The sequence below is a fragment of the Thioclava sp. F28-4 genome, from assembly GCF_002020045.1.
Lineage (GTDB): Bacteria > Pseudomonadota > Alphaproteobacteria > Rhodobacterales > Rhodobacteraceae > Thioclava > Thioclava sediminum.
In genome coordinates this window covers 66,947-90,490 of sequence record NZ_MPZQ01000001.1, presented here as the reverse complement: position 1 = coordinate 90,490, position 23,544 = coordinate 66,947, and the positions used below count along the sequence as shown (strand labels likewise).

Here is a 23,544-nt window from a genome sequence, read left to right as displayed (position 1 = left end):
GGCACATGGATGTCCGCCGCCCTCAATCTGACCCTTCGTCCCGGTCACCACAAGCAAGCAATCCCAATAAGTGACGGGGTTTGAAAAAGCTTCTGCCCGCGCAGATCAGAACTCGGTCACGCGCCGCGTCGTCTCCGGGTCGAGGAAACCCGCGACCGTGGCATCGGTCTCGAGCTGCAGCGCCCGGTGCAGGTCCGGCACCGCGGCGTGATTGAGAACGCGTTTCATCGCGCGCACCGACAGGATGGGAAGATCGGCGAGCCGTTCGGCGGTCTGGACGGCCACCGCGATCAGCGCCGCATCGTCAACGACCTTCCACGCCACGCCGATCTCGCCCATCTCCTGCGCCGAATACCGGTCGCCGAAGATCAGCATCTCGCGCGCCTTGTTCAGCCCGACCAGCGCGGGCAGGAGCGAGGTGACGGCCCCGGTGACGAAGAGGTTCAGCGAGACCTCGGGGAAGAAGCCCTTCGCGCTCTCCGCCCAGATCGGGAAGTCGCAATTGATCGCCCATTCCAAGCCGCCGCCGACGGCCCAGCCGTTGATCGCGCCGACCACCGGCTTTGCGCCGAGCGTAATCGCATGGGTGGCCCGCTGGATCGCGTGAACGATCTCGCGCGCCTCTTCTTCGGTCTCGGGATGGGTATGGGCCTTGCGGTCATCGCCCGCGCAAAACGCTTTGCCCGCCCCGGTGAAGATGATCGCCTTGGTGGCCGGGTCGGCGTTGGCGTCCTCAAAGGCGCGCGCCACATCGACAACCAGCTGACGGTTCATCGCGTTGAGGCGTTCGGGGCGGTTGAGGGTAATGGTGCGCACGCCCTTGGCGCCAAGCTGGCTCAGGACGGTGTCGTAGCTGAAATGGCTCATTGGAAACTCCGGATGACGCGTTTGGTCTTGCCCTCGGTGCGCGGGAAGCTGTGGGCGGGGAGCAGGGTGACGCTCGCCGTTGCACCCAGTTTCGACTTGATCCGCTGTTCCACCTTGCGCGCCAGATCGGGCGTGGCGTGGACGCCTCCCGCCAGTTCCGCGCTGACGAGCAGGGTGTCATAGGGCGGCGGCGTGTCGAGGGTGATGCGATAATCTCCCGAAAGCTCGGGGATTTCGTTGAGCACGGCGGCGACCATCGAGGGGAACATGTTCAGGCCCCGCACGACCACCATGTCATCGGAGCGCCCGACGACCGAGAAACGAAACCCGGTGCAGCCGCAGGCGCAGGGCTCGGTCTCGCCGATGGTGATGATGTCGCCGGTGCGGAACCGCACCAGCGGCTGACAGTCGCGCACGAGGTGGGTCAGGACCAATTCGCCGCGCGCCCCGACCTCCAGCGGGATCGGCGCGTCGGTGTCGGGGTCGATCAGCTCGGGATGCAGCACGTCGGCGGCCATGAAATGCAACCGCGTGTCATACGGACATTCCGCCGCGAAGTTCGAGAAGACGTCCGAGACGCCGTAATTCGCGTTGCGCGGCTCCATCCCCCAGGTCTCGCGCAGGCGGGCGCGGAAGGCGGGATCGTCAAGGCCGGGCTCGCCCCCGAACAGACCCAGCTTGAGGCCCAGATCGCGCGGCGTCAGTCCGGGGTGTTTCTCGGCGATGACCCGTTCGAGGACGGACGGATAGGAGGGCGTGCAGGAAATCGCGGTGATGCCGACCTCGCGGATCGTCTGGATCAGCAGCTCGGTCGAGCCGACGCCGAAGGGCACGACCAGCGCGCCCGTCGCCTCCAGCGTCATGTGATCTGTCAGCCCGCCCATCCACATCTGGTAATTCAGGCAATGCACCACCGTGTGTTCGGGCGTCAGCCCCGCAGAGCGGTGACAGCGCCCGCCGACCTCCTGCGTCACCAACGCGTCGCGGGCCGACAGGGCGAGGTTCATGGCCTGACCGGTGGTGCCCGACGTCCGATGCAGGCGGTTGGCGGTGCTGCGCGTAGCGGCGAGGTAGTCGCCGAAAGGCGGATGCTCGGCCTGCGAGATCCGCAGTTGCGATTTGTCGGAGAGAGGCAATTCGGGCAGGTCGCGCAGGTCCTCGGGTGGCCTGCGCCCCTGCCAGAGGTTCTGGTAAAATGCGGAATGCGCGGCGACATGGGCGCGCTGCGCCTGCCAGCGGCGTTCGATCTCAGGCTGCAGCTCCGCGCGGGAGAGTGTCTCGGCGCCGGGAATGGTGGTCATGCCGTCATCCCCCGGTCCCAGAGCAGCGAGAGCGTCTCCAGCACTGCATCGCGATCCTGCGATATCTCGATCAGGACCGGATCCTTCGCCAGCAGAAGGTTGGAGAGGTATTGATCGACCATGCCTCCCAGCGCGTAGGCGCGGCGCACCAATTCGTCGCGCGGGGGCGCCGTCTTGCCCTCCTGCCGCTGCCTGCGTTCCACGGAGGCGACCACCGCCTCGATCCATTCCCGGTTGAGCGTCTGAAACGCCGCCTGCGCCTCGGGAAAGCCGTCGGTCGGGTGGATCAAGCTGCGCATCAACCCGCTATTTCGCTCGAACAGACGGAGATAGGCGCGGGTCGCCGCGCGCGGCGCATCATGGCCCTCGCGCTCGCTCGCCGCGCGCATCGCCAGTTGAAGGAAGGCCACGAAGTCGCGCAACAGGCTGTCGAGCAGGGCGTTACGATCCTTGAAGTAAAGGTAAAACGTGCCGTTCGAGACGCCGGCTGCCTTGCAGATCTCCGCGACGGTGAGGCCCTGCGGCCCGCTGTCTTGCAAAACCTTGCAGGCGGCGATCTGAAGCTGGGCGCGAGTGCGCTCTCCCTTCGGGCGTCCGGCGCTTGTCGTGGCAAGATGCTCCGGGAAGGAGAACACGGCGGCGTCCTGCGACGCATTTGCGAGGGTGGAGGTCACGTTCCGGCTCCAAAAATGAAACTGACGTCAGTTTTATATTTAGGGAAAGCAAACCCGTCAACGCTGACGTGACTCTGCGTCGCGTCAGGGCGATGCGCTCAGGTCGCGGAGGGTGCCAGATAGACCTCGCCGGGGGCGAAGGGGAGGAAGCGCTCCGCCGCGATCCCCGAGGCTGCGAGGCTTTCACCCAGCAGGGCGGGCGGCTCCTCGCGCGGCTCGTCGGTCAACTGGAACGTGCCCCAATGACAGCCAAGCGCCTGCGTGGGGCCGATATCGGTGAAGATGCGCACAGCCTCTTCGGGCGCGACATGCTGGGGCTGCATGAACCAGCGCGGCTCATAGGCCCCGATCGGGATCACCGCGATGTCCGGCGCGCCGTGCCGGGCGCGGATATCGCGAAAGAGGGCCCCGTCGCCATAGCCGGTATCGCCCGCGAACCAGATCCGGCTCTGCGGCGTGTCGATCCAGAAGCCGCTCCAGAGCGCCATGCGCCGATCTCCGAGACCGCGCGCAGACCAATGGTTCGCGGGCGTTAGCGTGACAGAGACACCGGGGGCCAGCGCGATCCGGTCGTGCCAATCCCCGGTCTCGATCTGCGCCCCGCGGACCGCCCGTCGCACCGTCGCATCCGTGCCCAGCGGCATCACCATCTTCGGGCGGTGACGCTTATGCAGCTTGCGCAAAGTGACGGTGTCGAGATGGTCGTAATGGTTATGGCTGATCAAAACCGCGTCGATGGGCGGGAGGTTGTCGAAGGCGATACCGGGCGCGGTGACGCGCCGGGGCCCGGCAAAGCGCAGCGGGCTCGCGCGCTCCGACCAGACCGGATCGGTCAGCAGGTTGAGCCCCGCGACCTGAATGAGCACCGAGGCATGCCCGACCATGGTCAGCCGCGCGTCCTCGCTACGCTCGGGCGGGACATTCGGCTCGACGGGGACATGCTTGGGCCAGCGCGCCCGCTGCCCCTCGCGGTGCCATTTCAGAATGTCGCGAAAGGAGCGGTCGGTGGAGGGCTGGCCATGCGGGTGAAACCGCTCGCCGTCGAAATGGTCGCTGACCGGGCCGGAATAGTAGCGGTTACGTGCCATCTCGTGCCTGCCTTTGTCTTTCGGGGAAGGTTAGCGGACCGGACCCGGCCTGTCGCGTCTCGGGATATCAGCGCGCCAAAGCCTCGAGATGGGCGGCGGCGCCTTCCGCGAGCGCGGTCGGGTTATAGCCGCCCTCCAGACAGGAGACGATGCGACCCTCGCAACAACGGCGCGCGACGCCCCGGATCGCATTGGTCAGCCACCAGTAATCGCCCGCGGTCCAGAGCAGCCCGGAGATATCGTCCTCGCGATGCGCGTCGAACCCGGCGGAGACGATGATCAGCTCCGGTTTGAACGCCTCCAACCGGGCCAGCCCGTCTTCCCAGGCCACCTTCATCTCGGAGGCGCCGCTTCCGCTGGCGAGCGGTAGGTTGAGCACGTTGTCATGCGCCCCGGTCTCCGAGCGTGCCCCGGTGCCCGGCCAGAGAGACTTGGGCTCCTGATGCGACGAGATGAACAGGCTGCGCGGCTCGTCCCAGAGGATATCCTGCGTGCCATTGCCGTGATGCACGTCGAAATCGAGCACCGCGACGCGCGAAAGGCCATGCCGTTCGAGCGCATGGAGCGCCGCAAGCCCGGTATTGCCATAGATGCAGAACCCCATCGCCCGCGTCCGCGTCGCATGGTGCCCCGGCGGGCGGGTCGCGACGAAGACGCGCTTGGCCTCGCCCGAGAGGACAAGATTGACGGCCTGCAGGGCACCGCCCGCGCCCAGACGGCTTGCTCGGCGCGACCCGGGCGAGACATGGGTGTCCGAGTCGAGATCGGCATGTTCCTCGCGCGCGAAGACCTCTTCGAGCGCTTCGAGATAGGCCGGATCATGGCCCAGCAGGAGATCCTCGTCGCTCGCCTCGCGCGCCTCGATGACGGGCAGCTCCATCTCGTCGATCAGTCCGCGCACCGTCTCGAGCCGCCACGGACGCTCGCGATGATGAGGCCCGGTGTCGTGGCCGAGGCAATCCTCGTGGGTGATCGTGACGAAACTGCTCATGAAGCTCTCCAGAGAAGGGGCGTATCGGGGCTATAGGCGCGAGTCGGACCCCGCCGCACCGTTACTCGTCCGGTGCTGCCCGTTGCGAAGCTGCGTCAGCCTTGGGGAAATGACAAGCACCCCCGAGGACGGAAACACGCTTCCGCCTTCACATTGGATGATATCGAGTAACGCGGTTCCGAGCGCTCAGCAGGGCGGCCCGATCAGAAACACGGGCGGCAGCTCGCGCGCGCGGCGCTCCGCCAGCCGTTGTTTCGCGGTGGCCAGCTTGACCTGCGTGACCTCGAAGCGCACCAGCGCCCGGCTGCGCGCGTCATAGAGCCGCCGTATCGGTGAACCCGGATTTCCGATCATTCCCGGACGGCGGTCCGCGCTGGGCGGAAACCAGTCGTTCAAGGCTACAAGCGCGTCTCGCCACGCTCTGTCCGCCTTGATGTACCGCTCGAACGCAAGACGCAAGGCGCGGCGGCGCGTCGTGAGTTCCGGTCGCATTTTCTCTCCTCCCCCAGAAGATTCGACATTCTCCAATTATAGCAGAAACGCGGCGAGTCGTCAGATTTTGCTGGGCTCCGCGGCGATCACCGTCTCGAACACGGTTTCGCGAGCAGGGCAGGAATTCCTTGTCTTGACGCTTTGGGGTTGCATTAAATGAACCATCGTTCATTTAATATGAGCGCCCCCATGGAGGATCGTTGGCCCGATGTGCTGGCGATGGGGTGTCAGAGGAGGAAATCATGCATAGCGAGACGAACCCGCACCCTGAACTCGGTGTGGCCCCGAAACGCGGTCTGGCCCATGTCGCCGGACCGACCGATACCCCGCTGATCGAGGATACGATCCCGGCCGTGCTGAAGCGCAGCGCCGCGCGTTGGCCTGATCGCGAGGCTGCCATCTTCACCTCGGAAGGCATCCGCTGGACCTGGGCGGAATTCGCGGCACGGGTCGATCGGCTCGCTGCGGGCTTGCTCGCGCTCGGTCTTCGCCATGGCGACCGGCTTGGCATCTGGTCGCCCAACCGCTCGGAATGGCTGCTGACGCAATTCGCGACGGCGCGGATCGGGGTGATCCTCGTGAACATCAACCCGGCCTATCGTCTGCACGAGCTGGAATTCGCGTTGCGCAAGACCGGTTGCCGGGGGTTGGTGCTGGCGGAGACCTTCAAGAGCTCGGATTACCTGTCGATGATTCAGCGCCTCTTGCCGGAGCTTGCGAAGAGTGAGCCCGGCCAGCTGGAAACCATGAAACTGCCCGACCTGCGCGACATCATCACGATTGGCGAGACCCAGCATCCCGGATGCCATCGTTTCTCGGATGTGGAGGCGCTGGGCGAGGCGCAGGACCGGGCCGCGCTCGATCCGATCACCGAACATCTCGACCCGAACGAGCCGATCAACATCCAGTTCACCTCCGGCACGACCGGGTCGCCGAAGGGCGCGACGCTGACCCATCGCAACATCGTCAACAACGCGCATTTCGTGACCCACGCGATGCTCGCGACCGAGCAGGACCGCGTCTGCATCCCCGTGCCGTTCTATCACTGCTTCGGCATGGTGATGGGCACGCTGGGCTGCGTCACCAAGGGTGCGACCATCGTCGTCCCCAGCGAGGGCTTCGATCCCCAGAGTGTGCTGGAATGCGTCGCCGCCGAGCGCTGCACCGCGCTTTACGGCGTGCCGACCATGTTCGTCGCGATCCTGGAACATCCCGATTTCGCGAACCACGATCTGTCTTCGCTGCGCACCGGCATCATGGCGGGCGCGCCCTGTCCGATCGAGGTGATGAAACAGGTGCAGTCGAAGATGCATATGTCGGAAGTGACCATCGCCTACGGGATGACCGAAACTGCGCCGGTGTCCTTCCAGTCGGCCACCGATACGCCCTTGGAGAAACGCGTCTCCTCGGTGGGGCTGGTGCAGCCGCATCTCGAGGTGAAGATCGTGCGCGAGGATGGTTCGCTCGCCAATGTGGGCGAGCAGGGCGAGCTGCTGACGCGCGGCTACTCGGTCATGTGCGGCTATTGGGGCGAGCCCGAGCGTACGGATGAGGCGCTCGATGCCGATGGCTGGATGCATACGGGCGATCTCGCCCGGATCGACAGCGAGGGCTATTGCAACATCACGGGCCGGGTGAAGGACATGATCGTACGCGGCGGCGAGAACGTCTATCCGCGCGAGGTCGAGGAGTTCCTCTACACCCATCCCGATATCAGTCAGGCGCAGGTCTTCGGCATCCCGGATCACAAGTTCGGCGAGATCGTCGCCGCGTGGATCGTGCCGCGCAACGGCGCCGAGCTGACCGAAGACGCTATCCGCGCGTTCTGCCGCGACGAGATCGCGCATTTCAAGGTTCCGGCGGTGATCCGGTTCAAGGATAGCCTGCCGCTGACGGTCTCGGGCAAGCCGCAGAAATTCGTCATGCGCGATGCGATGATCGAGGAGCTGGAACTGGAGGTCGAGGCGACTGCCTGAGCCGTCTCTAGCGTTGCGAGCGTCGCGCGGGGTCTCCGCGCGGCGCTCTCTGCGTCAGGCTGCGTCCTTGGGTTTATGCGTGCCATTGAACCGCGCGCGCAGCGGTAGCAGGCTCAGCGCTGCCGTCGTCGCAAAGCCCGCGCCCGCCAGGAACGTCCATTGCGCGCCGCCGATTTCCCAGAGCGCCCCGGCAAGCACGCTTGCGATCAGCAGACCCACGCCGGTCACGAGGTTGAACATGCCGAAGGCGGTGCCGCGCAGCTCTGCCGGGACCGCTTCGGCCACCAATGCGGCCAGCAGGCCCTGGGTGAAGCCCATATGCATCCCCCAAAGCAGCACGCCAACCGCAAGCCCGCCGATCCCGCTGACCAGCGCCAGGGTCAGGTCCGCCGCGATCAACAGGCCCAGCCCGACCAGCAGCAACCCCACGCGCCCGACCCTGTCGGACAGCGCGCCCACCGGATAGGCGATCAGCGCATAGACCGCGTTCATGCCCACCAGAACCAGCGGCACCAGCATCACCGGGATGCCGTCGTCATTGGCGCGCAGGATCAGGAAGGCCTCGCTGAACCGCGCGAGGGTGAACAGCGTGGCGACCACCACGACCCACCAGAACATAGGGCCCAGGAGCTTGAGTTCCGAACGGGCGAGCGGGTTGCGCACGCGGCGTTGCGTGCGGGGATGGGCGGGCTCTTTTACCACAAACAGGATCAGCCCGAGCGACAGGAAGGCCGGGATCACCGCGACCCAGAAGACCGAGCGGAAATCGTCCGAGAACAGCCACATCAGCCCGATCGCGGCGAGCGGCCCGAGGAACGCGCCCACCGTGTCGAGCGATTGCCGCAACCCGAAGGCCGCACCGCGCATCTTGCCCGGCGCGAGGTCGGCGATCAGCGCGTCGCGCGGCGCACCGCGGATGCCTTTGCCCACCCGGTCGATGAAGCGCGCGGCCACCAGCCAGTCGAATGTCGGGGCGAGCGGGAAGATCGGTTTCGTCACCGCCGCCAGCCCGTAGCCGAGCGCGGCCAGCTCCTTGCGCCGCCCGATCCGGTCCGACAGCGCCCCCGAAAACACCTTGGTGATCGCGGCGGTGGCTTCGGCGATCCCTTCGATCACGCCCACCGCCAGCGCCGTCGCGCCAAGCCCGGTCATCAGATAGACCGGCAGCAGCGCGTGGATCATCTCGGAGGAGATGTCCATGAAGAGCGACACGAACCCCAGCGCCCAGATGCCCACCGGCAATCCGCGTCCAAACTTGCCCGCTGGCGTGTCCTGTGCCTCTTGCGCGTCGTCCGTCATGTGCCTCCTGCGCGCGCCGTGAGGGGCTTACTGCCCGCGCGCCTGTGCTCTGCGATCATAAAGCGCGCGTATCAGCAAGGCCATCGCCCCTTCGAGCGGCAGCCAGACGAGGCAATAAAGCCAGACCAGCAGCGCAGGCCCCCAGCCGATCGGCGTCACGAAAAGCCCGTAGACCGCAATCAGCGTGCCCAGCAATTGCGTGGCCTCCGTCGTCGCGAACAGGCGCAGCGCCGGGAAGGGGCGCCGCCAGAACCAGCTTTGATGGCGCGTGACGAACAGCGTCATGTGCCCCGAGACGAGAAGCTTGAGGAAGATGATCGTCTGGATCTGGTCGCGCGGCAGGCCGAGATAGGCATCGACGAACCAGAACAGCACGAAGGTCTCGATCACCCCGGTCACGCCCAGCGTCGCCGCCACCGTCAGCACGCGTCGCATGTCCCAGCGCACCGGGCGTGGCGAGACCGAGACATTGTCATAGGCGATCATCATGATCGGGAAATCGTTGAGCACCGCCAGCAGCACGATCATGATCGCGGTGACGGGGTAGAAATCGAAGATCAGGATCGAGAGCGTCATGAACAAGAGCACACGGATCGTCTCGGCCACGCGGAAGGTCGCGTAGCTCGTCATCCGCTCGAAGATCCGGCGCGCTTCCTCGATCGCCGTAGTGATGATCGACAGCCCCTTGTCGGTCAGCACCAGATCGGCGGCGGCGCGTGCGGCATCGGTCGCCCCGCTCACCGCGATCCCGGCATCGGCCTTGCGCAGGGCAGGGGCGTCGTTCACCCCGTCCCCGGTCATCGCGACGATGGAATGCCCGGCCTGCAGCACCTCGACGATGCGGAACTTGTGCTCGGGCAGGACGCGGGCGAAGCCGTCGGCGGCGCGGACATTGGCCTCCACCGTGGCCGGGTCGCCATCGAGCAGCTGGCCCGCCGGGTAGATTTTCTGGCCAAGGTCCAGCTTGCCCGCGATCTGGCGCGCAATCGCCTCGTGGTCGCCGGTGATGATCTTGACGTCGATCCCCATGTTGCGGGCCTCGGCGATGGTGCTCGCGGCATCGGGGCGCGGCGGGTCGATGATCGGCAGCAGGCCGAGGAACTCCCAATCCTGCCCGGCGCGCTTCTGTGCGGCCCCGAGCGCGCGATAGCCCTGCTGCGCGAGGGTTTCGACCTCGTCCTCCACCGCCTTGCGCGCCTCATCTGCGAGGGCTGCAAGCTCCACGATCACCTGCGGCGCGCCTTTCGCGACCTGCCAGCGATCGGCCTCGTGCCGGACCTCCGCCTCGCTGCGTTTGCTCACCGGATCGAACGGGGTGAAGCTGAGCGTCTCGATGGCGTCGAGCGCAATGCCCTCCGCCGCCGCCAGCACCGCCTTGTCGATCGCATCGGGCGCGTCGCGGTCGCAGGCCAGCGCCGATGCGCGCAGCAGATCGTCGACCGCGACCCCCTCTGCCGGGCGCGGGTCCTCGACCGTCAGCTCGTTCAGCGTCAGCGTCCCGGTCTTGTCCGAGCACAGCACATCGACGCCTGCCAGTTCCTCGATCGACACCAGCCGCGAGACGATCGCCTTCATCCGCGCGAGACGCTCGGCGCCCACCGCCATCGTCACCGACAGAACCGTGGGCAGCGCGACCGGAATCGCCGCGACCGTCAGGATCAGCGCGAACTGGATCACTTCGAGCGGGGGGTTGTGCCGCTGGAACGAGACGATCACGATCATCGCCACCAGAACCAGCGCCGCTGCGATCAGGAAATTCCCGATCTGCATCACGGCCTTCTGGAAATGCGACTTGCCGTTCGTGGTCTGCACGAGAGAGGCCGTGTGGCCGAAATAGGTGTCCATCCCGGTCGCCGTAACCTCGCCGGTCATCTCGCCCAGCTTCACGACCGAGCCGGAATAGGCGCTGTCACCGACCGCCTTGTCGACGGGAAGGGACTCGCCCGTCAGCGCCGCCTCGTCGATGGAGAGATATTTGCCCTCGAAGAGCGTCAGATCGGCGGGCACGATCTGGCCGATCGAGAGCCGCACGATATCGCCGGGCACCAGATCGCGCGCGGCGATCTCCTGCCATTGCCCGTCGCGTTTCACGCGGGCGCTCGGGGCCAGCTGCGCCTTGAGCGCCGCGATGGCCGAACTCGCCTTGCTCTCTTCCTTGAAGCCCACGGCGGCGTTGAGCAGCAGCATCACGAAGATCACCGCGAAGTCGGACCAGTCGCGCAGCACGAGCGACAACAGCGCCGCCAGTTCGATCAACCACGGGATCGGCCCCCAGAAATAGCCCGCGATCCGTTGCAGCAGGGTTTTCTCGTCGCTCTGGAGCGCGTTCGGACCGTATCGCTCGAGCCTCTGTGCCGCCTCTGCCGCGCTCAGACCTGTCTTGCGGTCCGTTTGCGGCACATCCTGCGTCATCGGTTCAGCGACGGTCTGGTCCATTGTGCGTGTCTCCAGTTTTGGCCCCGAGCTTTCCGAGCCACTGGCCGATTTCCGGCCAGACATTCGAGAGGGTGTGGCTGCCCATGAAGAGGCCGATATGCCCGCCCTCGACGAGGCGGCTCACGATATCCTTGCGCGGCGTGCCGAGCAGCGTCTCGGCGGCGAAGACCTGTTCGCGCGTGGTGATGTCGTCCGCCTTGCCCGCAAGCAGGAAGGCCGGGCAGGTGATCGCGCCCAGATCGAGCTTGCGCCCGAGGCCCACGAACTCGCCCTTGGCAAACAGGTTCTGTTTGAACAGCAGGTCGATCGCCTGCAGGTAATAGCGCCCCGGCAGGTCGATGGGGTTCTCGTACCAGCTCTCGAACCGCTCGGTGCGCTTCATGAAATTGCGGTCGTCGATATGCTCGTAGAGATCGACGAACTTGCCGAAATACTGCTGATCGGCATGCATGTTCTTCCAGCCGGTGAGCATGAACCGCCCCGGCATCCGGCCCTCACCGGCCTCGACCATTTCCTGATAGGCCGAAAGCGGCATCTCATGGGCGAGCTTGCGGATCGGGCCGTGCCCCGCATCGGTGTCGATGGGCGAGCCCGCCAGCACGAGACCCGCGACCTTCTCGGGAAAGCGCGCGGCATACATCGCCGACATCCAGCCGCCCTGACAAAGCCCCACCAGCATCACCCGCCCGCCGAGCTCATCGACCGCGACATTGATCTCGGCGAGGTATTTGTCGATGTCGAAATCGCGCATCTCGGGCGTCGCGCTTTTCCAGTCGGTGCAGAGAACACGTCCCAGACCTGCATCCAGAAGCGTCTCGATCAGGCTCTGGCCCTTGGCATAATCCGCGATGGTCGAGGAATGCCCGGCATAGGGCGCGTCGACAATCACCGGGAGGCCGCCGCCCGTGCCGCCGAAATCGCGCAGCCGCATCGTGTCGAGATCGAGCAGAACGTCGTTCTTCGTGGCCCAGTCCGGGTCGGGCGGGTGCGTGATCTTCGCCGCCTCGTCGAGATAGGTCAGCCCTTTCTCGACCGCGTCGAGCCCGATCTTCTGCCATTCCATCGCCGCCGCCATCGGCCAGAAGAAGGGAACGCTGTGTTCGTAGGTGTTCTTGGCATCGCTCATGTTCGACACTCGGAAGACGCTTTGGTGCACAGATGCACTCTTTTGAGACCCCAAGGCCGGTTAGAATGCAAGCGCAGCAAAGCTCGAGCGCGCGAACGTGAAGCTGATGTGTGGAACGGTGAGGCGGTTTTGGCGGCGGGTGACGCTTTCTTAATCCGTGCTCAGAAGCGCCGTGACCAGCGCGCTGGACGGGTCGGACAGCTCCTCGATCACGTCGAAATGGTGCCGCCCGTAGGCCGCGACCAGATCGGCCTCCGGCCAGTGCTCGGCCAGCAGGGACGACTGGCGCAGGAATTCCGGACGCTCCGCCGCGCCGACCCAGACGGTGACCTTCACGCCGGGGCGCAGCTTCAGCAGGGCGGGGCTCTCGCTCGTGGCAATCTCGGGCGTGATCCCCAGCCGCGCGTTCATCGAATGCATCTGCAGCGGACGCAGATCATGCACGCCGCTCACCGAGCTCACCCGCCGGATGCGCGCCGCGGTTTCGTCGGAGAGCGCGCTCCCTTGCGACACCGACCGCGTCACCAGATGCCCGCCCGCGGAATGGCCGACGAGATGGATCGGGCCCTCCACCAGCTCTGCTGCGTGATCGATGGCCCGCGCGATCTGCTGCGCGATGCCGGGAATGCTGTTCTCCGGGGCGAGCGTGTAGCCGGGCAGGGCGACGGTCCAGCCCTGCGACAGCGCGCCCTCTGCCAGATGGGACCACATGTCCTTGCTGAATTTCAGCCAGTAGCCGCCGTGGACGAAGACCACGAGCCCCTTGGATGCGCCTTCGGGGCGGAAGATGTCGATCTTTTCGCGAGGGGCATCGCCATAGGCAACTTCGCTCATCCGATCGGCATGGCGCGACCGGAACTCGGCGGCGCGCTTGGCCCAGAGATCGGGGTAGCTGCTGCCATTCTCGATATAGCCGCCGTTCTCGAAAGCGTCTTCCCAGTCGATCCCGCTCAGGTCTTCCATGTTCCCTCCCGCTCGTTTTGCGTCCTGCCCGGAGACAGAGCATATAGCGCGGGATATTGCGAGGGCATGGTTGCGCGGGTAGCGTGCGCCGGAGCCGAAACTCTCGCGATCCATCAGCCGATTGCGGGGTTTCGAGACGCGCCGAAAGGCCGCGATTATCTGACGGAGAGAACCATGCCGAACCTGCCGAGAAAGCATCTTTTCGATCTGCCCGAGGGGGTGATCTATCTCGACGGGAATTCGCTCGGGCCGCTGCCGCGCGGGGTGGCGGAGCGGCTGGAGAGCTGCGCGCGCGACGAATGGGGGCAGATGCTGATCCGGGGCTGGAACGAGGCGCAGTGGATGGATCAACCTGCCCGCGTCGGCAATAGGATCGGTCGGCTGATCGGCGCGCCCGAAGGCTCTGTCGTGCTGGGCGATACGCTTTCGATCAAGGTCTATCAGGCGCTGGCCTCGGCGCTGGAAATGCGGCCCGACCGGAAGGTCATCCTGTCCGACAAGGGCAATTTCCCGACCGATCTCTACATGGCGGATGGGCTGATCCGCTCGCTGTCTCGCGGGCACGAGCTGCGCACGCCCGCCCCGGAAAATGTGGCGGACGCGATCACCGAAGAGGTGGCGGTGGTGATGCTGACGCAGGTCGATTACCGCACAGGCCGGATGCACGATTTCGAGGCGATCACCCGCAAGGCCCACGCGGTCGGGGCGGTGATGATCTGGGATCTCGCCCATAGCGCGGGCGCGGTGCCGGTCGACATGGCGGCGAACGGGGCCGAATTCGCGGTCGGCTGCACCTATAAATATCTCAACGGTGGGCCCGGTGCCCCGGCCTTTATCTATGTCCGCCCCGACATCGCCGACACAATGCGCCCTGCGCTGAGCGGCTGGCTCGGCCATGAGGCGCCCTTCGCCTTCGATCTCGACTATCGTCCCGGCCGCGCGGTCGAGCGGATGCGCGTCGGCACGCCGCCGGTCCTGCAGATGACCGCGCTGGAAGAGGCGCTCAAGGTCTGGGACGGGCTGACGATGGAGGAGGTGCGTAAGCGTTCCGTCGAGCTGTCGGAGCTTTTCATCCGCGAGGTCGAGGCGCGCTGTCCTGACCTCAAGCTGCTCAGCCCGCGCGACCCGGAGGCCCGCGGCAGTCAGGTCTCGTTCGGTTTCGCAGAGAGCTACGCCGTCGTTCAGGCCCTGATCGCGCGCGGGGTGATCGGAGATTTCCGCGCGCCCGATGCGATGCGCTTCGGCTTCACGCCCCTTTACCTCGACGAGGCCGACGTGACCCGCGCCGCTGAAATCCTCGGCGAAGTGATGGCACAGCGGGCCTGGGATACGCCTGCGTTCAAGGCACGCGGACGGGTCACCTAACCGTTCGCCTTTGCGCAGCCGTCAGCCCGGCGTCGTGAACTCTGCGACCAGTTCGCGGATCAGCTCGCGCAGCCAGACATGACCCTGATCCCGGCGCAGATGCGGGTGCCAGGCGATCTGGCTGGGAAAGGTGCCGAGGTCGACCGGCACGGGAACATCGCGCAAGCCATAAGGTCCGGCGGTCATCGCGGCGACCCGCGCGGGCACCGTGGCAATCCCGCCCAGCCGAGCCACCGCAGGTGCGGCGGTCAGGAAATGCGTGACCACGACAGCCGTGTTCCGGTGCAAACCTGTCGCCTCGGTGCGTTTGTGAACTCCGGTGCGCCACTTGCCGGGCGGGGCGACGACGACATGCGGCAACGTCTCATAGAGGTTCCGGTCGAGCGACGCGCCCTCGGGTAAAGCCTGTGGGGCCACGATACAGCGGAACCCGTCCTCGAACAGGTCGGAGACCACGAGATCCTCGGGCGGGGAGTCGAACCGCCCGACCGCCAGATCGAAGGCCCGCCCGGCAAGCGCGCGGGGGTCCAGATCTGGCCCGATAGGCGAGATTTCGAGACGAGCCGACGGGGCCCTATCGGCAAAGGCCGCCGCAAGTTCCGGCGCGAGAACGATCTCGGCATAGGGCCCCAGCAACAGCCGGAAGCGGCGCGTGGTGCGCGCGGGATCGAAGGGTTCGGCGGCGCGGAAGGCCTGTTCCAGCCGCTCCAGCCCCGCGGCGATGTCGGGCGCGATCTCGAGCGCCTTCTCGGTCGGCTCCACGCCGTAGCGGGCGCGCAGGAACAGCTCGTCACCCAGCGCCGCACGCAGACGTGACAGCGCCGCGCTCACGGTGCTCTGGGATTGGCCGAGCCGCTGGGCGGCGGCGGTGACATTGCGTTCTTCCATGACCGCATGGAACACGCGCAGAAGCGAGATATCGGGTGTCATGTCTCCGGAATATCGATTTCTGACGTTGTCTGCATCAATTTCTCGATCAGTGAACGCAACCTATCTCTGTTGGGACGCGTTGACGGCTCGAAGCGAACAGGGCCGGAAATGCCCTCACATTCATGACGAAGGAGGCCAAACCCATGGCACGTATTCTTATTCTTTCGACCGCAGCTGATGCCCTTGGCGACACCGGCAAACCGACCGGCGTCTGGTACGAGGAACTGGCGACCCCGTATTACGCGTTTCTCGACGCAGGCCACGCGGTGAAAGTGGCGACCATCGGCGGCCGCTCGATCCCGATCGACCCGAATTCCGACGTGACCGGCGATGACGCGCCCGCCTCGGTGACGCGGTTCCGCGACGATGCAGACGCCAAAGCGGTTCTGGAAAACCCCGCGCGCATCGAGGACGAGGACATTACTTCCTATGATGCGCTCTACATCCCCGGCGGCCACGGTGCGATGTACGACCTCGCCGAGAGCGATATCTCCGCCAAGGCGATCGGCACCGCGTGGGATAGCGGCAAGGTGGTCGCCTCGGTCTGCCACGGCCCGGCAGCCTTCGACAAGGTGAAGGACAAAAACGGCGACTCCATCGTGAAAGGCCGCAAGGTCTCGGCCTTCACCGATAGCGAAGAACGCGGCGTGGGTCTTGCCGACGCGGTGCCGTTCCTTCTGGAAACCCGCCTGCGCGAGCTGGGCGCGAAGTTCGAGAGCGTCGACGACTGGCAGCCCCATGCGGTAGCCGACGGGCGTCTGGTGACCGGACAGAACCCGGCGTCGTCCGAGGCGGCTGCGAAAGAAGTTCTGGCCCTGCTGGGCTGATATCGAGAGGCGCCGCCCAGTCCGGGTGGCGCCTTTTTCGTTCCCACAATTCAGAGAGGCTGACATGTCGAAAATCATTCTCATCACCGGCGCCTCCACCGGGATCGGCGAGAGCTGTGCGCGCCATGCGGTCGAGGCGGGCCACAAGGTGGCTCTGGCCGCACGGTCCGAGGAGAAACTCGAAGCGCTCGTCAAGGATCTGGGTGAAGACAACGCCCTCGCGCTGCCCACCGACGTCACCGACCCCGACGCTCAGGAACGCATGGTCGCGCGCGCGGTCGAGCATTACGGACGCCTCGACGTGGTGTTGGCCAATGCGGGCGTCGGTGCCTCGGCGCGCGGGACCGAGGCAGGATCGGTCGAGAGCTTCCAGAAGATGATCGAGGTGAACTGCCTCGCCGTGACCTACACCGCGAAATTCACCCTGCCGCATCTGCGCGCCTCCAAGGGGCATATGGTGCTGACCGGCTCGAAGGCATCGCAGGGCGCGATGTTCGGTTCGGTCTATTCGGCGACGAAGTGGTTCATCCGCGGCTATGCCGACAATCTCGGTGAGGAGCTTGGCGAGGCGGGCGGCCGCGTCACATGCTTGCATCCGGGCATGGTCGACACGCCGTTCTTCGACGAGGCGAAACCGGATGCGCTGCGCCCCGACGACGTCGCGCGGGCTTTCCTCTTCGCGATCGACCAGCCCGATCACGTTCTGATCCCGCATCTGCCGGTCTATCCCAAACCGAAGACGGACTGATCCGGGTGGGCCGCCTCTACGGCGGACCGACATTAAAAAGAGCCGGCCCATCGGGGTCGGCTCCTTGCTGTTTCGACCCTCTGAGAGCTCGGCTCAGATCGGGTAATGCTGCTTGGGGTCCTCGACGGTGATCCAGCGCAGATCGGTAAATTCGGCAATGGCCGCGCGCCCGCCGAACCGCCCGTAGCCCGAGGCCTTGACCCCGCCGAAGGGCATCTGCGGCTCGTCGCCCACCGTTGGGCCGTTGATATGGCAGATCCCGGTTTCGAGCCGGTTCGCCAGCGCCATCGCGCGCGAGACATCGGCGCTGAAGATCGCGCTCGACAGCCCGTATTCGGTGTCATTGGCCACTTTCAATGCCTCCTCGTCGCCCTTCACGCGGATGATCGATTTGACCGGGCCGAAGCTCTCCTCGGCATAGATGCGCATGCCTTCCGCGACGCCGTCGAGCAGCGTCGCCGCGACGATCGTTCCCTCGCGAGAGCCACCGGCGACAAGTTTCGCGCCTTTCCCGGTGGCGTCGGCGATCAGCGCATCCATCTTCTCGGCTGCCGCCTCGGAGACAAGCGCCCCCAGCGCCACCTCGCCACGGGGATCGCCCGCGGGCAGGGCATTGGCGCGCGCGGCGAGCTTTTCGACGAAGGCGTCGGCCACTTTCTCGTCGACGATGATCCGCTCGGTCGACATGCAGATCTGGCCCTGGTTCATGAAGGCGCCGAAAATCGCGGCATTCACCGCCCCGTCGAGATCGGCATCGTCGAGCACGATCAGCGGCGCCTTGCCGCCCAGCTCCAGCAGCGAGGGTTTCAGATGCTCGCCCGCGAGCCGCCCGATGATCCGGCCGACGGCGGAAGAGCCGGTGAAGTTCACGTGCTTGACCGCAGGATGCGCGATCAGCGCCTCGACGACATCGGCGGCGTCCTCGGGGGCGTTGGTCAAGACGTTGAGCGCGCTCTCGGGCAGTCCGGCTTCCGCGAAACATTCCCCGATCAGGCGATGCGTCGCGGGGCACATCTCGGACGCTTTCAACACCACGGTATTGCCGCAGGCGAGCGCCATCGCGACCGCCCGCGTGCCGAGGATGACCGGCGCGTTCCACGGCGCGATACCGAGGCAGACGCCCTTGGCGCGCGCCACGCCCATCGCCATCGTGCCGGGCTTGTCGGAGGGGATGATCTCGCCGCCGATCTGGGTGGTCATCGCCGCAGCCTCCCGGATCATGCCCGCGGCGAGATGGACGTTGAACCCGGCCCAGGCCCCGGTCGCGCCGGTCTCGGTGATCATCGCCTGAACGAAGTCGTCGGCTCTAGCCTCCATTACGTCAGCGGCTTTCGACAGGATCTTGCGCCGCCCGTTCGGCCCGGTCGCGGACCAGCCGGGAAAGGCGCGCGCGGCAGAGGCCACGACCGCCTCGACATCGTCACGCCCCGCCGCGGCGGCGCGGGTGGCGACCTCGCCGGTGACGGGATCGATCCGGTCGAAACTTGCGCCCGAGGCGGAAGGGGCGGAGGCCCCGTCCAGCAGCATTCCGATCTCTTTCATGGGTATTCTCCTCCTCGATTTCTGTCGCATTTGCGGAGCACCGCGCGCGCCCGTCTGGTGTCGCGTCTTCCCGGGCAATCATAGTGATAGTCCGGGCACCAAGGTGCGGATTGCAAGGGGGGATGACGTCACAAAGCCGCAACGGCGGGGGACAGCCTCTAGGCGGAGAGCGTCAGACCGACGCTCTCCTAACCAGATCGGACCGAATGCCCCCTCAGACGCGCAGGGCGTCGGCGGGGTGCTCGACAGAGGGGGCCGTCTCCTCGGGCTCGGGATCGGCGGTGCGGATGCCGAAATCCTCCAGCACCGCGAGGATCGCCGGGGTCACGAAGAGCGAGAGCACCGTGGCCGCGCTCAGACCGAAGGCGAGGCTCGCCACGATCGGGCGCAGGAATTGCGCCTGCGTCGAAGTCTCCAGCAAAAGCGGGCCGAGCCCGACCACCGTCGTCAGCGAGGTCAGGAAGATCGCGCGGAAGCGGTCGCGCACGGCCTCCTTTCCGGCCTCGAGCATCGGGGTGCCGGTCGCACGTCGCTCGCCGATGAACGCGTCGAGCAGGATCGCGTCGTTCACCACCACGCCCGCCAGCGTCGCCAGCCCCACGAGGCTCGGCAGCGAGAGCGGAAGGCCAAGCAGCACATGCCCCCACATCACGCCGATCAGGCTGAGCGGGATCGTCGCGATCACGGCGATGGGGCGGATGAAGCTGCCCATGTAGAAGGCCAGCAGCAGGTAGACCCCGACCGCGCCCGCCGTCATGAAGCGTACGAGCGACGCCCCGGTGGTCGCGGTGTCCTGTTCCTCGCCCAGAACCTGCACCTTCACGTCGGGACGCTTTTGCGCCAGTTCGGGCAGGTAATCGGCCCGCATCGCCGCCATCAGCTCGCGCGAATTGGCCCGCGTCGGGTCGATCGTGCCCTGCACCGAGACCGCGCGCTGCCCGTTCACATGGGTGATCGTGGTGTAGCCGCGCGTCTCGCTGACCGTCGCCACCGCCGAGAGCGGCACCAGCGCGCCGTCCTTGCCGGGCACCCGCAGCGCGAGAACATCACCGATAGCGCGCCGCTCGGAGGGCGCGAGCCGGGCGACGATATCGACCTGACCGCGCGCATCGGCAAAGCTGACCGCGCTGTCGCCCCGGAAGGCCGCGCGCAGCTCACCGGCCAGCGCGGCAGGCGTCACGCCCAGCAGGTTGGCCACCGCCGGTTTCATCCGCACCACCAGCTCCGGCTTGCCCGGCTGCAGGTCGAAGGTCACGTCTCGCACCCCGTCGAAGCCGCGGAAGAAGCGGCGCAGCTCGCGTGCGGTGGTCGCCAGATCAGCGAGATCGGGGCCGGTGACCAGCAGATCGATCGGTTTGCCACCCGCGCCGCGCTCCTTGTCGGTGATCCGGAAGGCGGCCATGTCGGGCATCTTGCCAACCAATTGCTTCCAGCGATCGAGCACGGTGCCGACATCGGTGGTGCGTGTCCCTGCGGGCAGAAGCGAGGCGCTCACCGTGGCCATGTTCGGCCCCGTGGTCGGGCTGTCGGCATTGCTGCCATAGGTAATCGTGTAGCTTTGCACGAGGGGCTGGCCGTCCGGCTGAGCGGGGCTCAGCTCGGCATCCATCTCCTTGAGCGCCTTGACGACCTTGCTCACCCGCGCCTCGGTCAGCGAGAGCGGCGCACCCGCGGGCAGCAGAAGCCGCGCCTCGACCGTGTCGCTCTCCAGCGTCGGGAAGCTCTGGTACTTCAGGAAGCCCCCGGTGAAGGGCGCGATCGAGAGCGCCACGACAAAGATCGCAACCCCCAGCGTGAGGTAGCGCCAGCGCAGCGCGACCCCGGCAAGCGGCACGATGACACGGTCGCGCAGCCGCTCGAAGGCGCCGTTGACCGCGCGTTGCACGGGGCCGGGGCGCATGTCGTGTTTGAGCGAGTGGCGCATATGGGCGGGCAGGATCAGGAAGGCCTCGATCAGGCTGACCGTCAGCGTGATCAGCAGCACGATCGGGATATATTTCAGCAGCGCGCCGATATTGCCGGTCAGGAAGCTCAGGGGCCCGATCACCATCGCCGTCGTCAGGAAAGACGCCAGAACGCCGGGAAAGACCTGCATCGTGCCTTTGACGGCGGCAACACGGGCGGGCTCTCCCGTTTGTCGCCTGCGCACGATGTTTTCCGAGATCACGATCGCATCGTCCATCAACAGACCGGTGGCGACCAGCAGCGCCACCATCGTCATCATGTTGATCGTGTAGCCGAGGAACTGCATCGCGAATATCGCGCCGAGGAAGCTGATCGGCAGGCCCATCGCGACCCAGAAGGACATGCGCAGACCGAAGAACAGCCACATCGCGACGAGCACGAGGATCAGGCCCTGCAGCCCGTTGACCCCGATGATGCGCAGGCGCTCGACGATGTTGCGCGTGGAATCCGCCGAGATCGCGAGCTGGATATTGCCCGGCGCCTCGGCCTGCGCCTGTGCCATCTCGCGATCGAGTGCGGCCCGCACCCGCAACGCATCCTGCGAGGCGGTCTTCTGAACCGAGACGATGGCGGCGCGCTTGCCGTCGAAATAGGTGGCCTGCGAGGGATCGGCGAAGCCTTCGCGGATCGTCGCGACATCGCCCAAGCGCACCTCGCCGCCCGCGGCACTGCCCGCAATCGGGATCTGCGCAAGCTCGGCAGGCGTGCGCCTCTCGCCGAGGAAGCGGATCGCCACCTCGCCCGAGCGCCCCTCGAGCGAGCCCGCGGGCATGTCGAGGCTGTAGCGCGCCAGCGTCGCACCGACAGAGCCCATGTCGAGCCCGAAGCGCTCCAGCGCGGCGCGGTCGAATTCGATCGCGATCTCGCGGTCGGAGAAGCCGTTCACCGAGACCAGCGAGATTGCCGGATCGGCGCGCAGCTGATCGGCGAAGCTCTGGGCATAGGCGTATAGCACCGCCGGATCGTCCGGCCCGGTCACTGCCACCGACGAGACCGAGGCGGTGCGCTCGACGATCTGCACCACCGGATCGTCGGCCTTGTCGGGGAAGGAATTGATCCCGTCCACCGCATCCTTGATGTCGTTGTAGAAGCGCGTCATTTCCGCGCCCTCGATCATCTCGGCGGTGATCTGGGCGCTGTTGTCACGCGCAAGACAGGTCAGTTTCGCAAGGTTCTCGACCCGCGTCAGGACCGGATCGGTCACGGTGCAGATGCCGGTCTCGACCTCTGAAGGCGCGGCGCCGGGATAGGTGATGCGGACCGAGACATCCGAGGGTGGCGTGGCGGGGAAAGTGTCGCGCTGCAGGCTCGGCAGCGCCATCAGCCCGAGGCCCGCAATCGCGATCATCGCGATATTGGCCGCCGTGCGATGGCCAGCGAAAAGCGCGATCATTGCGCATCTCCCGCGGGCTTGGCGGCGTCGCCTTCGGGCGCGGCCCCCTTGCCGCCACCTCCGCCGCCACCGCCACCGCTGCCCGGTTGCGGGCTGGTGGCCGTCTGGCCGAGCGCCTCGGCGGCAATCTCGGCCTTGCGCGCCTCATCCTCGGTCGCCTTGACCGTCATGCCCGGCACGGCGATCGAAGGATCGGTGACGACCAGCTTGTCGCCCGCCTTGAGGCCCTGCGCGATCACCGCCAGATCGCCCGAGACGAAGCTGGTCTTCACCGCGCGCTTCGCCAGCGTGCCATCCTCGGACACCACCATCGCAGCCCCCCCGGCGACCGCTTCGGCGGGCACGACGAGCAGGCTCTGCTTCGGCGCGGCGAGTTCCACCGCCACCACCATGTTGCGCCGCAGGGGCGGGCGCTCGCCCGCCTGCGCCTGACCCAGCGGATCGTCGACGCGCACCACGACGGGCGCGCTTTGCGTGGTTTCGTCGATCGCCTCGCCCATCCGCTCGACCTTGGCCTTCCAGACAATGGGATGCTCGGGCTCGGGCAGGGTGACGCGCGCCTTTAGATCGGTGACCTTGGTGCCGTCGCCCGCGAGCCGGAGCAGGGGGCCCATCCGCCCGATCGGGAATTGCGCCGAGATATCGACCGCCGCGACGCCCTCGCCGCTAAGTAGAACCTGACCGCGATTGACGTATTGCCCCAGATCCGCGTCGAGCGAATTGACCCGCAGCTCGAAAGGCGCCGTGATCGTCGACAGCCCGATGGACCGGTCTATCGTCGCCGCCTGCGTATCGAGCACCTCGCGTTCGGCCTCGTTCAGTTTCAGCTGGCTTTCGAGATCGGTCACCTTGGTCTGCGCGGTCAGCTGCTGCCGGCGCGCCGCGTCGAGCTGGGGCTGGGTGATCCGGCCCAGATCGTGCAGCGTTTTCTGGCGGTCGAGCTCGTCCTGGGCCAGCGCGAGATCGGAGCGCGCCAGTTCGAGGCTCGTGCGCACCGTGTCATCCTTGACCTTGGAGGCCGCGACCTGCGCCTCGAGACTGGCGCGCTGCAGTTTCAGATCGCTGTCGTCGATGGTGAAAAGCGGCGTGTCCTTGGCCACGATATCGCCCGGCGCGAGCGGTTTGGCGATGTCGCGGATTTCCCCCTCGATCCGGGCGACAGCGCGCCATTCGCGCACCGGCGCGACCGTGCCATAGCCGGTGACGCGCGGGATCATCTCGATGGGCGCGAGCGTGATCACCCGCACCAGTGTCGCCGGGCGATTCGCCTCGCTCGGGCTGGGCAGAGCTTTCAGATCGCCCGCAAAGACGATCGCGGCCACACCGAGTGCGGTCGGAACCGCCACCATCGCGAGCCGTGCGAGGCCCGTTCCAATTCCAACCATGACGTCCCTCTTCGCGCATGTCTTTTGACTACTTATGCAAACCTGAGCGCGTCGGGCTAGCGCAAATGTGACGCACCCCCTGAAAGGCCCGATGGCCGGGCCGGGGCGTCGCATGCGGCTGGTGGGCCGACGACGCGGCCCCGGAGGCTTGGCGGGCGCGGGTCGGGCCCTACCTC

18 protein-coding genes are annotated in these 23,544 nt (G+C 66.5%); 4 read left to right on the top strand and 14 right to left on the bottom strand.

Annotated features, from left to right (window positions below; all coding sequences use genetic code 11):
* Positions 1 to 105: 105 nt before the first annotated feature.
* The 6 genes from BMI87_RS00410 to BMI87_RS00385 all read right to left on the bottom strand — a co-directional run bounded on the left by BMI87_RS00410 (position 106) and on the right by BMI87_RS00385 (position 5,413).
* Positions 106 to 867 carry an enoyl-CoA hydratase/isomerase family protein gene (locus BMI87_RS00410; protein WP_078519203.1) on the bottom strand — a complete coding sequence of 254 codons (762 nt, stop codon included), beginning with the start codon at positions 865 to 867 and terminating at the stop codon, positions 106 to 108.
* Positions 864 to 2,168 carry a phenylacetate--CoA ligase family protein gene (locus BMI87_RS00405; protein WP_078519202.1) on the bottom strand — a complete coding sequence of 435 codons (1,305 nt, stop codon included), beginning with the start codon at positions 2,166 to 2,168 and terminating at the stop codon, positions 864 to 866. The genes BMI87_RS00410 and BMI87_RS00405 overlap by 4 nt, the downstream gene beginning before the upstream one ends.
* On the bottom strand, positions 2,165 to 2,842 hold the full coding sequence (locus BMI87_RS00400) for a TetR/AcrR family transcriptional regulator (protein WP_246832621.1): 678 nt from the start codon (positions 2,840 to 2,842) through the stop codon (positions 2,165 to 2,167). The genes BMI87_RS00405 and BMI87_RS00400 overlap by 4 nt, the downstream gene beginning before the upstream one ends.
* Positions 2,843 to 2,940: 98 nt before the next feature.
* Positions 2,941 to 3,930: an MBL fold metallo-hydrolase gene (locus tag BMI87_RS00395; RefSeq protein ID WP_078519201.1), complete on the bottom strand. Its 990-nt coding sequence runs from the start codon at positions 3,928 to 3,930 to the stop codon at positions 2,941 to 2,943.
* A gap of 67 nt (positions 3,931 to 3,997) precedes the next feature.
* Positions 3,998 to 4,921 carry a histone deacetylase family protein gene (locus BMI87_RS00390; RefSeq protein WP_078519200.1) on the bottom strand — a complete coding sequence of 308 codons (924 nt, stop codon included), beginning with the start codon at positions 4,919 to 4,921 and terminating at the stop codon, positions 3,998 to 4,000.
* Between the two features lie 186 nt (positions 4,922 to 5,107).
* Positions 5,108 to 5,413, bottom strand: a complete 306-nt coding sequence (locus tag BMI87_RS00385) for a hypothetical protein (RefSeq protein ID WP_078519199.1) — start codon at positions 5,411 to 5,413, stop codon at positions 5,108 to 5,110.
* 242 nt (positions 5,414 to 5,655) lie between these two features.
* Here BMI87_RS00385 and BMI87_RS00380 point away from each other — a divergent pair, with 242 nt between their 5' ends.
* Positions 5,656 to 7,389, top strand: coding sequence for an AMP-binding protein (locus BMI87_RS00380; RefSeq protein WP_078519198.1), 1,734 nt, complete (start codon positions 5,656 to 5,658; stop codon positions 7,387 to 7,389).
* A 54-nt stretch (positions 7,390 to 7,443) separates the two neighbouring features.
* Here BMI87_RS00380 and BMI87_RS00375 read toward each other — a convergent pair whose 3' ends face one another.
* The 4 genes from BMI87_RS00375 to BMI87_RS00360 all read right to left on the bottom strand — a co-directional run bounded on the left by BMI87_RS00375 (position 7,444) and on the right by BMI87_RS00360 (position 13,213).
* Entirely contained in the window at positions 7,444 to 8,688 is a 1,245-nt protein-coding gene (locus BMI87_RS00375) for an MFS transporter (RefSeq protein ID WP_078519197.1), read from the bottom strand.
* Positions 8,689 to 8,715: 27 nt separating this feature from the next.
* Positions 8,716 to 11,124: a plasma-membrane proton-efflux P-type ATPase gene (locus BMI87_RS00370; RefSeq protein WP_078519196.1), complete on the bottom strand. Its 2,409-nt coding sequence runs from the start codon at positions 11,122 to 11,124 to the stop codon at positions 8,716 to 8,718.
* The gene (locus tag BMI87_RS00365) at positions 11,105 to 12,250 is read right to left on the bottom strand and encodes an alpha/beta fold hydrolase (protein WP_210402445.1); all 1,146 of its coding nucleotides are present in this window, start codon (positions 12,248 to 12,250) and stop codon (positions 11,105 to 11,107) included. The genes BMI87_RS00370 and BMI87_RS00365 overlap by 20 nt, the downstream gene beginning before the upstream one ends.
* 150 nt (positions 12,251 to 12,400) lie before the next feature.
* Positions 12,401 to 13,213: an alpha/beta hydrolase gene (locus tag BMI87_RS00360; protein WP_078519195.1), complete on the bottom strand. Its 813-nt coding sequence runs from the start codon at positions 13,211 to 13,213 to the stop codon at positions 12,401 to 12,403.
* Between the two features lie 174 nt (positions 13,214 to 13,387).
* On the opposite strand from BMI87_RS00360, the gene kynU reads away from it, so the two are divergent.
* A complete protein-coding gene (gene kynU / locus BMI87_RS00355; RefSeq protein ID WP_078519194.1) occupies positions 13,388 to 14,578 on the top strand; it encodes a kynureninase in 1,191 nt (396 codons plus the stop codon).
* Positions 14,579 to 14,599: 21 nt separating this feature from the next.
* On the opposite strand, the gene BMI87_RS00350 is transcribed toward kynU, so the two are convergent.
* Complete coding sequence (locus BMI87_RS00350) at positions 14,600 to 15,508, bottom strand: LysR family transcriptional regulator (protein WP_078519193.1); 909 nt, start codon at positions 15,506 to 15,508, stop codon at positions 14,600 to 14,602.
* 143 nt (positions 15,509 to 15,651) lie between these two features.
* Here BMI87_RS00350 and BMI87_RS00345 point away from each other — a divergent pair, with 143 nt between their 5' ends.
* Both BMI87_RS00345 and BMI87_RS00340 read left to right on the top strand, forming a co-directional pair.
* The gene (locus BMI87_RS00345; RefSeq protein ID WP_078519984.1) at positions 15,652 to 16,335 is read left to right on the top strand and encodes a type 1 glutamine amidotransferase domain-containing protein; all 684 of its coding nucleotides are present in this window, start codon (positions 15,652 to 15,654) and stop codon (positions 16,333 to 16,335) included.
* A 64-nt stretch (positions 16,336 to 16,399) separates the two neighbouring features.
* Complete coding sequence (locus BMI87_RS00340; protein WP_078519192.1) at positions 16,400 to 17,083, top strand: SDR family oxidoreductase; 684 nt, start codon at positions 16,400 to 16,402, stop codon at positions 17,081 to 17,083.
* A gap of 93 nt (positions 17,084 to 17,176) precedes the next feature.
* Here the strand turns inward: BMI87_RS00340 and BMI87_RS00335 are convergent, their stop codons facing one another.
* The 3 genes from BMI87_RS00335 to BMI87_RS00325 form a co-directional block, all read right to left on the bottom strand.
* On the bottom strand, positions 17,177 to 18,625 hold the full coding sequence (locus BMI87_RS00335) for an aldehyde dehydrogenase (RefSeq protein ID WP_078519191.1): 1,449 nt from the start codon (positions 18,623 to 18,625) through the stop codon (positions 17,177 to 17,179).
* Positions 18,626 to 18,839: 214 nt separating this feature from the next.
* Positions 18,840 to 21,983, bottom strand: coding sequence for an efflux RND transporter permease subunit (locus tag BMI87_RS00330; RefSeq protein ID WP_078519190.1), 3,144 nt, complete (start codon positions 21,981 to 21,983; stop codon positions 18,840 to 18,842).
* Positions 21,980 to 23,368 (bottom strand): efflux RND transporter periplasmic adaptor subunit, encoded by a 1,389-nt coding sequence (locus tag BMI87_RS00325; protein WP_168175130.1) that lies wholly within the window; start codon positions 23,366 to 23,368, stop codon positions 21,980 to 21,982. The genes BMI87_RS00330 and BMI87_RS00325 overlap by 4 nt, the downstream gene beginning before the upstream one ends.
* Positions 23,369 to 23,544 lie beyond the last annotated feature (176 nt).

Coding starts and splice junctions, on each gene's coding strand:
- BMI87_RS00410 (WP_078519203.1), bottom strand. CDS start 867: ATGAGCCATTTCAGCTACGACACCGTCCTGAGCCAGCTTGGCGCCAAG.
- BMI87_RS00405 (WP_078519202.1), bottom strand. CDS start 2,168: ATGACCACCATTCCCGGCGCCGAGACACTCTCCCGCGCGGAGCTGCAG.
- BMI87_RS00395 (WP_078519201.1), bottom strand. CDS start 3,930: ATGGCACGTAACCGCTACTATTCCGGCCCGGTCAGCGACCATTTCGAC.
- BMI87_RS00390 (WP_078519200.1), bottom strand. CDS start 4,921: ATGAGCAGTTTCGTCACGATCACCCACGAGGATTGCCTCGGCCACGAC.
- BMI87_RS00385 (WP_078519199.1), bottom strand. CDS start 5,413: ATGCGACCGGAACTCACGACGCGCCGCCGCGCCTTGCGTCTTGCGTTC.
- BMI87_RS00380 (WP_078519198.1), top strand. CDS start 5,656: ATGCATAGCGAGACGAACCCGCACCCTGAACTCGGTGTGGCCCCGAAA.
- BMI87_RS00375 (WP_078519197.1), bottom strand. CDS start 8,688: ATGACGGACGACGCGCAAGAGGCACAGGACACGCCAGCGGGCAAGTTT.
- BMI87_RS00370 (WP_078519196.1), bottom strand. CDS start 11,124: ATGGACCAGACCGTCGCTGAACCGATGACGCAGGATGTGCCGCAAACG.
- BMI87_RS00365 (WP_210402445.1), bottom strand. CDS start 12,250: ATGAGCGATGCCAAGAACACCTACGAACACAGCGTTCCCTTCTTCTGG.
- BMI87_RS00360 (WP_078519195.1), bottom strand. CDS start 13,213: ATGGAAGACCTGAGCGGGATCGACTGGGAAGACGCTTTCGAGAACGGC.
- kynU (WP_078519194.1), top strand. CDS start 13,388: ATGCCGAACCTGCCGAGAAAGCATCTTTTCGATCTGCCCGAGGGGGTG.
- BMI87_RS00350 (WP_078519193.1), bottom strand. CDS start 15,508: ATGACACCCGATATCTCGCTTCTGCGCGTGTTCCATGCGGTCATGGAA.
- BMI87_RS00345 (WP_078519984.1), top strand. CDS start 15,652: ATGGCACGTATTCTTATTCTTTCGACCGCAGCTGATGCCCTTGGCGAC.
- BMI87_RS00340 (WP_078519192.1), top strand. CDS start 16,400: ATGTCGAAAATCATTCTCATCACCGGCGCCTCCACCGGGATCGGCGAG.
- BMI87_RS00335 (WP_078519191.1), bottom strand. CDS start 18,625: ATGAAAGAGATCGGAATGCTGCTGGACGGGGCCTCCGCCCCTTCCGCC.
- BMI87_RS00330 (WP_078519190.1), bottom strand. CDS start 21,983: ATGATCGCGCTTTTCGCTGGCCATCGCACGGCGGCCAATATCGCGATG.
- BMI87_RS00325 (WP_168175130.1), bottom strand. CDS start 23,368: ATGGTTGGAATTGGAACGGGCCTCGCACGGCTCGCGATGGTGGCGGTT.